The 12,116-nt window shown below is 43.2% G+C and carries 10 protein-coding genes; 6 read left to right on the plus strand and 4 right to left on the minus strand.

Features of this window, described 5'->3' with window-relative positions; translation table 11 throughout:
• The coding region (locus G541_RS09080) for an IS30 family transposase (RefSeq protein WP_027826262.1) at positions 1 to 308 on the plus strand (308 nt) is incomplete at its 5' end.
• Positions 309 to 536: 228 nt separating this feature from the next.
• On the opposite strand, the gene G541_RS0100980 is transcribed toward G541_RS09080, so the two are convergent.
• Positions 537 to 1,829, minus strand: coding sequence for an adenylosuccinate synthase (locus G541_RS0100980; RefSeq protein ID WP_027826187.1), 1,293 nt, complete (start codon positions 1,827 to 1,829; stop codon positions 537 to 539).
• 737 nt (positions 1,830 to 2,566) lie between these two features.
• Here G541_RS0100980 and G541_RS0100985 point away from each other — a divergent pair.
• Both G541_RS0100985 and dnaB read left to right on the plus strand, forming a co-directional pair.
• A complete protein-coding gene (locus G541_RS0100985) occupies positions 2,567 to 3,475 on the plus strand; it encodes an L-lactate dehydrogenase (protein WP_009552723.1) in 909 nt (302 codons plus the stop codon).
• Between the two features lie 149 nt (positions 3,476 to 3,624).
• On the plus strand, positions 3,625 to 5,058 hold the full coding sequence (gene dnaB / locus G541_RS0100990; RefSeq protein WP_027826188.1) for a replicative DNA helicase: 1,434 nt from the start codon (positions 3,625 to 3,627) through the stop codon (positions 5,056 to 5,058).
• Positions 5,059 to 5,130: 72 nt separating this feature from the next.
• Here the strand turns inward: dnaB and rplI are convergent, their stop codons facing one another.
• Together rplI and G541_RS0101000 are read right to left on the minus strand one after the other, a co-directional pair.
• Complete coding sequence (gene rplI / locus G541_RS0100995; protein ID WP_009552719.1) at positions 5,131 to 5,580, minus strand: 50S ribosomal protein L9; 450 nt, start codon at positions 5,578 to 5,580, stop codon at positions 5,131 to 5,133.
• A gap of 18 nt (positions 5,581 to 5,598) precedes the next feature.
• Positions 5,599 to 7,653, minus strand: coding sequence for a DHH family phosphoesterase (locus G541_RS0101000; protein ID WP_009552717.1), 2,055 nt, complete (start codon positions 7,651 to 7,653; stop codon positions 5,599 to 5,601).
• A gap of 346 nt (positions 7,654 to 7,999) precedes the next feature.
• Here G541_RS0101000 and rbsK point away from each other — a divergent pair, with 346 nt between their 5' ends.
• The 3 genes from rbsK (at position 8,000) to G541_RS09085 (ending at position 11,393) form a co-directional block, all read left to right on the plus strand.
• Positions 8,000 to 8,947: a ribokinase gene (gene rbsK, locus G541_RS0101005; RefSeq protein WP_027826189.1), complete on the plus strand. Its 948-nt coding sequence runs from the start codon at positions 8,000 to 8,002 to the stop codon at positions 8,945 to 8,947.
• A 65-nt stretch (positions 8,948 to 9,012) separates the two neighbouring features.
• Positions 9,013 to 10,074: a DUF1002 domain-containing protein gene (locus G541_RS0101010; RefSeq protein WP_081654752.1), complete on the plus strand. Its 1,062-nt coding sequence runs from the start codon at positions 9,013 to 9,015 to the stop codon at positions 10,072 to 10,074.
• Between the two features lie 962 nt (positions 10,075 to 11,036).
• Positions 11,037 to 11,393, plus strand: coding sequence for a helix-turn-helix domain-containing protein (locus tag G541_RS09085; protein WP_009552712.1), 357 nt, complete (start codon positions 11,037 to 11,039; stop codon positions 11,391 to 11,393).
• A gap of 33 nt (positions 11,394 to 11,426) precedes the next feature.
• Here the strand turns inward: G541_RS09085 and G541_RS0101020 are convergent, their stop codons facing one another.
• Complete coding sequence (locus G541_RS0101020; RefSeq protein ID WP_027826191.1) at positions 11,427 to 12,077, minus strand: NAD(P)H-binding protein; 651 nt, start codon at positions 12,075 to 12,077, stop codon at positions 11,427 to 11,429.
• Positions 12,078 to 12,116: the final 39 nt, after the last annotated feature.

Consider the following 12,116-nt stretch of genomic DNA (forward strand, 5'->3'; position numbering starts at 1 on the left):
CTAATCAATTAGGAACTAATCTCAAGACACTGACGGTTGATCACGGGAAAGAGTTCGCCAACTACCAATCAATTGAGAAAAATACCGGCGTGCCGTTGTACTTTGCACATGCTTATTCTCCGCATGAACGTGGTAGTAATGAGAATCGTAATCGAGTGTTACGGCGATTTATTCCTAAGGGTCAGCCAATTGAAGAGATTAGTGATGATGAATTGATTCAGATTAACTGGTATCTGAATTCACGGCCACTCAAATGTTTGAACTGGCGAACTCCAATTGAGATCTTTTTGCTTAATCTGCGTCATTAAATTTGTTCAAGTTATTTATTGCAATCTACCCTTTTTTAATGTCAAGTGCATTAAAATACACCTATTGCTATTATTATATTATCACTAATAATTATTTATTATAACTATAATTAAAAAATTATCTAAACTAAAAATGAAACTTGCTTTTTTCGCAATAAAAAGAGCAGAAAGAAGCGCCTTTGCACTGTCTTTCTGCTCATATATTTAGCGTAATAGTTTAAATGTGAATTAAATTTGTGCCCAAATTTGATCCAAGACATTAGTTTGGTCACGATCTGGTCCAACCGAGAATGTCGAAATCTTAACCCCAACTAGGTCCTGAATCCGGTGAATGTAATTACGGGCATTTTCTGGTAATTCTTCCAGCGTCTTGCACCCAGTGATGTCTTCCTTCCAACCTGGGAGGGTTTCATAAACTGGCTTGCAGGCCTGAAGTTGCTTCAAACTTGCTGGATAATGGTAAATCCGTTCTCCATTCAATTCGTAGGCAACACAGATCTTGATCTCATCTAAACCAGTCAAGACATCGACACAATTCAAGCACAGGTTGGTCAATCCCGAAACCCGCTTGGAATGCCGTAAGACAACCGTATCTAACCAACCGATGCGCCGTGGTCGCTTGGTAACTGTTCCGTATTCATGACCAGCTTCCCGAATAAAGTCGCCGGTAGCATCGTGCAATTCCGTAGGGAAGGGACCATCCCCTACTCGTGAAGTATAAGCTTTGATAACACCAACTACTTTGTTGATCTTATTTGGTCCCACCCCGGAACCGATCGTTACCCCACCAGCAACTGGGTTAGATGATGTTACATATGGGTATGTTCCCTGGTCGATGTCCAGCATGTTTCCTTGTGCCCCTTCAAAGAGAACACGCTTACCTGCATCCAGTGCATCATTGAGAACAACTGAAGTGTCAGTGACATATTCTTTTAACCGTTGTCCATATTCGTAGAATGGTTCGAAGATATCTTCAAACTTCAATGGGTCTGCCCCATACACGTTTTGGAAAAGACTGTTCTTTTCAGCTAAGTTAGTCCGCAACTTAGCTTCGAAAGTTTCTTTTTCTAGTAAGTCAGCCATTCGGATCCCAACCCGAGCCGCCTTGTCCATATAAGCTGGGCCAATCCCCTTGCCAGTCGTCCCAATCTTATCACCTTTTTTGGCTTCTTCTTGGAGCCGATCCAAAACAATGTGATAAGGCAAAATTACGTGGGCCCGATCAGAGATCCGGAGATTATCTACGGAAACCCCCCGTGCAGTCAAGTTATCAATTTCTTCAACTAGATGTTCTGGGTTGAGCACTGTCCCATTACCAATCACGTTGATCTTTTTGGGGAAGAAAATCCCTGAAGGCATTAGCCGTAAAGCAAACTTTTCGCCATTGAACATGATTGTATGCCCGGCATTGTCCCCACCAGAATAACGAGCAATGACTTCGGCATTCTGACTCAAGAAGTCAGTAATCTTTCCCTTACCTTCATCGCCCCACTGTGAACCAACTACTACTACTGATGACATAGATATTCACCTCAATATTATTTTTAATGCGATAATTCGCAAAAACACCATTTCATATACTAACAAACACCACATTTTTATTCAAGCTAAAACCGAATATTATCATTATCTAATCCGTTTATGAAATTAAAATCCTGTTCAATGTTCGTCTTTTGAAGAAAAACCTAGCCACTTAGCAGATTGTAAAAAGAAAAATGTTTATAGGCTCTTTCTACGCATTATTATCTATGCCCCTAACAATCATCACATACTCCGGCGCATACATTCTTGGGACTTGTTTCTCCAAAAGACACGACCATATAGGATAAATTCGCACTATATGTCGGGTCTAAACTGGATAATTAGCCTTACTCAAATAAATTTTTATTTTACTTCCACAGACACACAGCCAGGCGTGAGCCTTTTACTTAAATCATTATCTCCTTTTATGCTAAAGTTAAAGTGGTAGGAGGGAATCCCTCCCGAGGGTGGTCCATCCAATCCGACACCACTATTACTCCTTTCTATAAACTAATTGTCAGTGTTGTATTGACGCTGACTCATACCACCCTCGTACTTGTTGTTTAATCGCAGTTAAGAGCTGGGAGAAAATTCTCCTGGCTCTTATTTTATTTAGAGAGAGTATTTATCTTGAAAATAGCCTTCGTTTTTTTAGTTAGTGATTTTTTTCACACAATAAGATATTATATTGAGTAAATGAATTTTTGTTGTAATGCGGAAAGGATGGTCTTTAATTTATGAGAAAAGTTGGTATTATCGGTTTAGGACACGTCGGCGCAACTGTTGCCTTCACTCTTTTCACCCACGGGATTGCAGATGAGTTAGTACTGATCGACAAAAACCCCAAGAAAGCTCAAGCCGAATTTAACGATCTAAGTGACACTTTAGCCCGGAATGATTTCCACGTTAAACTGAAAGCACAAGACTTCTCAGATCTTCGTGATCTTGATGTCCTCATCACTGCTTTTGGGAACATCAAAGCTAGTGTTGAATCCGGCGACCGGTTCGCTGAATTCGGTTTTAATAGTGATGCTGCTAAAGAAGTTGGCCAACAAATTAAAGATTCTGGCTTCCACGGAATCATCATCAACGTTGCTAACCCATGTGACGCTGTCACAACCATCCTTCAAAAAGTGACAGGTTTACCACAAAACCATGTTTTCGGGACAGGGACTTTCCTTGATACAGCCCGGATGCAACGGGCCGTAGGTGATCATTTACACCAAGACCCACGCAACGTCAGTGGTTTCGTTCTCGGCGAACACGGCAACTCCCAATTTGTAGCTTGGTCAACAGTTAGTGTCAACAACAAGCCCGCCACTAGCTTGTTGGACGAAGCCACTCGGGCTCAATTAATGCAGGCTACCAAAGACAATGCCTTCGTTGTGGCTGCTGGTAAGGGTTATACTTCCTATGCCATCGCTACTTGTGCGGTGCGGTTAGCCCAGGCTGTCTTCGCTGATGCTAAACTTTTTGCCCCTGTTTCTGTTTTCGTTCCAAGTGTAGGAACTTACGTTGGTTACCCTGCTATTATTGGGGCCGATGGGGTTGAAGAAGTTATTCCATTGGAATTAACCGCTGCTGAAGACGCCGAATTCCGCAAATCTGCCCAAATCATTAAAGAACATGTTGACCAACTGTTCTAAACTTTTGGTAACACTAATAACTATTAAGGTGGAGCTTCTCCACCTTTTTTTATTGTTTCATAAAAGACTGTGTAATATGTATTTATAACCAGGCTGTTCGTTCTTATGCTAAAATAGGCAACAGAATTATTTACGAAAGGAAGAACATTGTGGCTAGCGAAAATACCCTTAATAACTACTTGCCACCCCAAAACATCGAAGCCGAGAGAGCTGTTTTAGGGGCGATTCTTTTAAATAATAGTGCCATCGCCACTGCGTTGGAATACCTCCAACCAGAAGATTTCTACAAGCATGCCCACCGAATCTTGTTCCAGACTATGGTCGAACTCAACGACAAAGACCAACCCTTGGATACTGTGACCCTGCTCAACACTTTGAAGTCTAATAACCAACTCGAAGACGTAGGAGGGGCCACGATTATTAGTGAGATCGCTAGTGTTGTACCGTCGGCTGCTAACATTGCTTATTACGCCAAAATTGTTGCTGACAAGGCTACTGCCCGCCGTCTTATCGCTGCTGCCACTGGCATCATCACGCAGACCAACGAAGGGGGGATGGAGATTGCTGATATCCTCGATGACGCCGAACGGTCTATTATGGGCGTTTCTTCTAACCGCAATAGCGGTGGTTTCCGGCGAATTGATGAAGTTTTGGATAAAACAGTCGATGAAATCAACCGCCTAGCTACCCAAGGTAATGAAATTACCGGTCTGCCAACCGGCTATACTGGCTTTGACCGGCTGACTTCTGGACTACAACCTGACAATTTGATCATCTTGGCTGCCCGGCCGGCTGTGGGGAAAACTGCTTTTGCCCTTAACATGGCACAAAATATTGCTACTAGTCGTGAAACCACTGTCGCCCTATTCTCCCTTGAAATGAGTGCCGAATCTCTGGTAAGCCGGATGATCTGTGCCGAAGGGACAATTCGGGCTGATCACTTGCGGAATGGGAGTTTAGATGAGGATGAATACCGCAAGTTAATGATGGCCGTTGGGTCCCTTTCGCGAGCTTCGATCTATATCGACGATACGCCTGGGATCAAGATGTCCCAAATCCGGGCCAAGTGTCTCCGCCTAGCCAAAGAGCGGCAAAAAGATAAGCCTCTTGGTTTAGTTGTAATCGACTACCTTCAACTAATTGAAGGTAGTAATAAAGAATCCCGGCAACAAGAAGTTTCTGAAATTTCCCGCCAACTCAAAAAATTGGCCAAGGAAATCAACGTTCCTGTCATCGCCCTATCCCAGCTCTCCCGGCGGGTAGAAAGTCGTGAAGACAAGCGTCCCGTCCTCTCCGACATTCGGGAATCTGGGTCTATCGAACAGGACGCGGACATCGTCGCTTTCTTATACCGGGAAGACTACTACGAAAGTACGAATTTAACCCCTAAAGCGGATGAAAACAGCGACAACCAGCAACCATTCCAGAATACAGATAGCAATCAGGCAGATGAGGTTCCAAGTACTGTGGAATTAATTATTGAAAAGAACCGGGCAGGGGCCCGCGGAACGGTTAATTTGGCTTTCAGTAAGCAGTACAATAAGTTTACCAACATCGCCAACTTCGAAGCACCTGATCAATAAACATAAAAAAGACTGTTCAATCACAAATTCGTGACTGAACAGTCTTTTTTAACTTATCTTACTAACTGTACTTTATTTTTCTGAAACATGTACCCGAACGTGCGCTGTTACATCGTTGTGCAACCGAACTGGCACATTCCGGTAACCCATAGCCCGCAATGGTTCGGACAGGTCCATCTTCCGCTTATCAACCTTGATCCCATGTTGCTTTTCCAAGCCTTGGGCAATCTGCTTGCTAGTAATAGAACCAAAGAGGCGCCCATCAACCCCGGCTTTAGCCTTGAGTTCAACGATCATATTGCCTGATTCTAGCTTCTCCTTAAGAGCTTTAGCTTCAGCCAATTCTTCTGCTTCCCGCTTAGCTTCAGCCCGTTTTTGGCCCCGTAATTGAGACATTGCTTGGGCATCAGCTTTCTTAGCCTTGTTACTCTTGATCAGGAAGTTAGCAAACCCATCAGGAATTTCCTTGATTTCACCGCGTTTTCCCTTACCACGGACGTCCTGTGTAAAAATAACTTTCATGTTAACTCCTCCTTGTCACTAGGCATCAGTTGCATCTGTGCCTGGCTCATCATTATTATTTTCCTGCTCATCGTTAATTAATTCAAGTAATTGCTTACGAACCTCAGCCACTGTTTTGCCAGTAATCTGGGTAGCAGCATTGGAGAGGTGACCACCGCCTCCCAGTTTTTCCATAACAATCTGGACATTGACTTTCCCATTACTCCGGGCAGAAATACCGATAGTATCTTCATCTCGACGGGAAATAACGTAGGAAGCTTGTACTCCACTAACAGTCAATAAAGAATCGGCAGCCTGCGCTGCAGCCACCGCATCAAAGATCCGGTCATTCTCGCCCGCACAGAGGGCCCGTGACCGGTCAGGACCAACAAACTCAACCAGGTCAATCAGGTGGTTACGCTGCATGTAGCTTTGCACATCTTCTTTCATAAAGTGTTGCATCAATGTTGCATCAGCCCCAACTGACCGTAAATAACTAGCGGCATCAAAAGTCCGCGTCCCCGTTCGTAGAGTAAAGGATTTGGTATCAATTGTGATCCCCGTGAGCATCACTGTGGCTTCCAACCGCGTGATTGGTTCTTTGGTTGGTGCCTGATATTCAAATAATTCAGTGATTAACTCACACGTTGAACTAGCATACGGTTCGATATAAACCAAAATGGGGTTTTCAGGAAATTCTTCCCCCCGCCGGTGGTGGTCAATGACCATCACCCGGTTCTGCATCAGTTCATACAACTGTGGGTCCGTAGTCATGGATGGTTTCGAGTGGTCAACCATAATTAGCAAACTCTTACGAGTTACCTTTTCATGGGCTTCTTCCGGAGTAATGAAGCATGTCCGCAAAGCAGGTTCATTTTGAACCTCCTCCATTAGTCGTTGAATATCCGAATGCAAATGCTCCTGGTCCATCACAATCCAACACTTGCGCCCATTCATCTGGGCAATACGCCGGATCCCCATTGCTGCCCCGATCGAATCCATATCAGGCCGCATGTGCCCCATCACAAAAATCTGGTCGGACTGGCGAATCAACTCTTGGAGGGCCTGTGAGATCATCCGCGCTCTGACCCGGGTCCGCTTTTCCATTGGATTTGTTTTTCCCCCGTAGAAACGCGGCTGGCGTCCATTAACCTTCCGAATAACCGCCTGGTCTCCACCCCGGCCTAATGCCAGGTCCATATTACTTTGCGCTTGTTTAGACATCTCATTGAGGTCATCTCCCCCGTAGGCAATCCCGATACTCAAGGTCAGGGGATTATTTTGTTTGGAAGTGTCCTTGCGAATCTTATCCAACACCCTAAACTTACGATTCTCCATCCGCACTAACGACTGCCGGTACCCAATGATAAAGAAGTGATCTTCATCGACTTGTTTTAGAAAAACACCCATCTTGTGGGCCCATTCTGATAGGGTGGTCGTAATGTAATTATTAATATTGGAAATTGTCTCATCAGCCATCGTCTTGGAAACTTCATCATAATTATCCAAGAAAATCTGCCCAATGATCAACCGCGTGTTGCGGAAGCGTTCTTCGATATCGAAGTAATGGGTAATATCCATCATGTAAACCGCATCAATATCAGCTTGAATATACATCTGAAAATGCTGATCTTTCCAAGTTACTTCGATGGGTTTTTTAACTTCCCAATTTTCTGCAATCAAATCGCCCAACTCAGGATCAACCGTCGCGATTTTTTTGCCAATCACATCATCTTTACCAAAATATCGCTGCATGTATGGGTTGACCCATTCAATATCACCCGTCTGATCGAGTAACAGAACCCCCAAAGGCATCCGGATCAGCGCTTCCTGTTCGCCCCGTTTGATCCGATAAGATAGGTCAGAAATATAATCACTAGTATCTTGGGTCATCTGTTGGAACTCAATGTAAATAATTGCCAACATCAGAATGACAACAGCCAAGATGACGATCCCAAATAGAATGTTTTTGGACAATGATAAATAGACACTAATTAGCGAAATAACCACTAAGAAAAAGGCAATCCACCGCAACCGATCATTGCTCATGAATTCTGGCAACCGCCAGAAATCTTTGGAAAAAAATTTCTTCACGGTTATTCACCTCGCAATCTTTAATAAAATCTAGTCATTAAGAATTTTTAAACCTTTACATATGTGTATTCTACCACATTTTAGAAAGTGCTTTTTTTCTATTCGCTAACAAAAAGCGGCGCCTTTGGAGTAACGAATGATCGCCACTGCAAACGCTCCGCTTAAAGTGTTATGGGTTTGTTTTAATTTTAGTATACCCCCAACCGTTGCGTTTGTCAGTATTCACCCCCAGTTCACGCCCAATGTTTGGAAAAACTTTACCGCTTGCCGCCCTGGTTTTTCTTTGTGGCTGGTATAATTAGATTAGTTAATTTACGAAGTAACTCAAGCAAGAGGGGTGTTTTTTATGACAAATCGCATCACAGTCCTAGGAAGTATCAATCTGGATACCACCTATCACGTTAACCGAATGCCACAACCAGGTGAAACCATTGCAGCCAGCAACAAAACTTCTGCAGCAGGGGGCAAAGGCGCTAACCAAGCTGTGGCCGCGGCTCGATCAGGGGCTAGCACAGCTTTTATTGGTATGGTCGGAGGTGATGATGCTGGCCAGTTTATGCGGACAGCTCTAGCAGAAAATAATGTTGATATCAGTAATGTTTTTATCCAAAAAGACATCGGAACTGGGTCAGCCGCAATCATCCTCAACCAGCAAGGACAAAACAGTATCATGGTGTATGGTGGCGCCAACCACGAAATAACTCCAGCCACCATCAACCAACCAGCTGTGATTGATACCATTAGGAACTCCGACTTTTTGATTGCTCAGTTTGAAACGCCACAAGCAGCAACCCTAGCGGCTTTTAAGATTGCTCGGGAACATGGTGTCAAAACCATCCTCAACCCCGCACCTGCCAAAGAAGTATCGGCTGAATTACTAGCCTACACCGACCTTTTAGTTCCTAACGAAACCGAAAGTGAAGCTTTGACTGGAATTACGATCACGGACGCCAAGTCCTTGGCCCAGACAGGAGCCCATTTTGCGCATTTAGGCGTTCACAACCTTTTGATCACTCTGGGTTCCAAAGGAGTCTATCTTTACCAGGAAAAGCAAGCTACAGTTCTGCCTGCCTACAAAGTCCAAGCCATCGATACCACCGGTGCTGGCGATACATTTATCGGGAGTATGACCGCCCAACTTAAGCCTGACTTCTCCAACCTTGAGGAGGCTGTCAACTATGGTCAAACGGCCTCCTCTTTAGCTGTGCAAGGTCTTGGAGCTATGCCTTCGATCCCAACAGCGGCTCAAATCGCCGTGGCGCAAGCCAAAAACCTTACTTCCACTGACGCTTAAGTCCTTCATGGTAAAATAATAACTGGGAAATATGGTTGTTACTTATTTGAAAGGGGTTCAAATCCATGCCAAAAAAAGCTATTACTAACCATCCATTAACCAAGCTAGTTGCGGGCAGTCTCTGTGCGTTCGTTCTCGGAGGTATCTTGGCTGCTCCAACCCTCCGTTCATCGCAGCATACCGTTCCCTCCACAGCCGTGGTCCACGCTGACACAACTGACAGTAGCAGTAGCCAACAAACCACCCACACCCTTACTTCCCCCTATGTTGTCTATGGATCTGGCGTTGCTCAGGAAGTCTATCCTAAGCTCAACGATGCCTTCCAAATTGATAGTAGTTTTAAAAAGCTCACAGTAAATGCTGCTGATTACCACAAGTACATCAACAATGACGCAACTACCGATGCTGCGATGATCTCATCCGTCGCAATCGCTCCTGGTGATCCTGGCTCTGGGGTTAAGGTTAATATCAAACCGTATAATGGTGCTGACAATATTACTAAGGTAACTGCTCAGCAGTATGCTCTCGTAGCCCAAATGGCTGGAGTTACTGACATTACCATCACAGTTACAGCCAACCGTGCTGTTTCTGGGGAATCCGCTCTTACCGGAGTCTATAAAGCTCTGGCCACTGATGGTGCACCATTGAACACTACTAATACTGCTTCAGCCAACCAACTCCTAGACGCCACCCAAACAGCAATCGATGCCAATAAGGATGATACTGCTTACCCAAGTAAATTGATGACAGCGGTAGGGGATACCACCAAGGCCATTGCACAAGAAAAACAAGCTTCTGGCGCCCTTACCGAACAGGAAATTGCCGCCCTCTTGGATAAATATTTAGCCAAACAAGGGATCAGCAATACCATCAATAACAACCAACGGACACTGATTATCAATGCTTTGATTAATTTCCAAAAAGCTCCTATTGCTAATAGCAAATCATACGTAAGTAATGTAACCAATACAATCAATAACATTAAAACATCATCTGGCAACCTCATGAACAAAGCTAAAAACTGGTTTAACAGCGCTACTACAAAGAAAACTGTAGCGCAAACCTCCCAGCAAGCAGAAGGCTGGTGGGACAAGTTTGTGGCTTGGCTGAAAAGTTTGTTTAATTAAGCGACTATAAAAGGCGGACTAACTGTTTGTTTGATAACAGCTAGCCCGCCTTATTGCGTTCTTCTCTTGCCAGACCTAGCTCTGGCTGGCAAACAAAAACCCTACCGTGGAACGATAGGGACAAAAAGGGTTTCCAAGTTCTTTTAGGGGAAAAACTTGGATGGTATTAAATTTACTTTTAGGGGGAGTAAATTTGTACCTCAATTAAGGTATATCATTACTATAATCATATTATGTGAAGAAATTATGAATATTTTGGCAAAAAAATGTGAATTTAAGTAAAAAAATACCCACCGTGTAGCCAGACGGTGGATAGATATGGGTCATAATCATTATTTTCACTTCAAAAATGACAGGGTGGACCGTCTTTAATCCTGGCAAGAGTCATAAAATAACCCTCTAAAGTCGACCCTTTTTGACCAAAATAAAGATTATCTTCTTATGGCATTACATGTCTGCCTTACCCGCAATTCATTTTATCATACTTCAAACTTAAAAGCATTTTTTAAAAAAACAAACTAAAAAATATAATCTTTATCTTATTTTATTTACATCCACCTGTTTTATTGTTCTTATTTTATCGTCTTGTGGTACGATTGACTTGTAAATGAAACTTACATCTTCTCTGCTCACAATACCCCCATATTATGATTATAGTAAGCGACCATTTACATAAACCCCGGTCTGTTTGACTGGGATTTTTTTGTAATGCAGCTAATCTAACGTTTTTTCTAATACTGCGACATTTGGCAAGAATCAAGCCTTGACTATTGTAGAGCTTTTAAACATAATGAATTTGCAAGAATAATTTTATATTAAATGTTATTACAATAAACGTTGGCATTCCACACATTTACCGCTTTCATCATTGATTTAGCGGGGTTTTAGTGTCTCTTGTATACAAAAAGTGGTTAATAATACATTTAGGCGGTGCCGACATTTGCATTTCAGGAGGGATTGGCGTGCAACATTCATATAACGACATCGGGAGTGCCATTCGCAAGCAACGTCATCGCGCTGGCCTAACACAAGAAAAGCTAGCTGAGTACAGTGGACTTTCTGTTAACTTTATTTCTAAGATTGAGCGAACTGAAGGTCAAAATATCAGTTTTCAGAAATTAGGAAATATCGCAGATGCATTAGGGGTTGATATTGCTGATTTCTTCACTGAAAAAGATACTAGTAGCGAAAATGAGATGCCACCATATACTGCAATGTTATTTCGGCAATTGAAAAAGCTTGATTACGAAGATGCAAACAAAATCAGCAAATATTTTTCACAAATTTTGACATATTTCACCAAGGAAAGTGCCAACTAAAAAACCAGCTTAAAAGCTGGTTTTTTGTATTCTTTAGGCTCGGCTAGGATCGAAGATTGGCGCATCACCTTCACTGCCCGGCTCACCCAAAGCTATATTTAAATTGTCATATTCACCACGTTGATCCCGAACGATTTGTGTGATTGCCCGACCAACGGCTTCCCGCGATACCTGTGTAAACATGAACTGTTGGTTCCGTGTCCGTGCTTGGTAATTATCATTCATACTGTTGGTGTATGTTGGTGGCAACCGCAGGATAGTATAGGTAACTCCCGATTGCTCCACCGTATCGGTTAACTGCTTCATTTGGTTCAAGAATTCCTCACCACGGTGCTCTTTGAGCCATTCGCCGAACTTACCGGGAACTTCATCATAGATCCCAACTGCACTAGCATAAATCAATTTAGGTCCCTGAGCTTGCTTGATTGCGTGCAAGACATGGTTCAGGATCGAAGCATCGCTAGTATCAAGAAAGACATAATCGACTCCCGTCATTGCCTGGACTAGTTGATCCTCATCATCCAACCGCCCAGTAATCTTTTCTTCCCGTTCCGGTGCAGTCACACGGATGGCATCAAGATTTTCTCCGTACATCACCAAGTCATCAAAAGATTCTTCCAAGAATTCATCCAGTACGGCAGCTGGTAACTTCTTGGTTGTATCCAAGATTAACACTTTCACCATTATTACTTACCTCTTCATTTTGTTTTTCTTTTTTCCAAG

Origin of the sequence: Ligilactobacillus saerimneri DSM 16049 (genome assembly GCF_000423265.1) — a bacterium.
GTDB lineage: Bacteria > Bacillota > Bacilli > Lactobacillales > Lactobacillaceae > Ligilactobacillus > Ligilactobacillus saerimneri.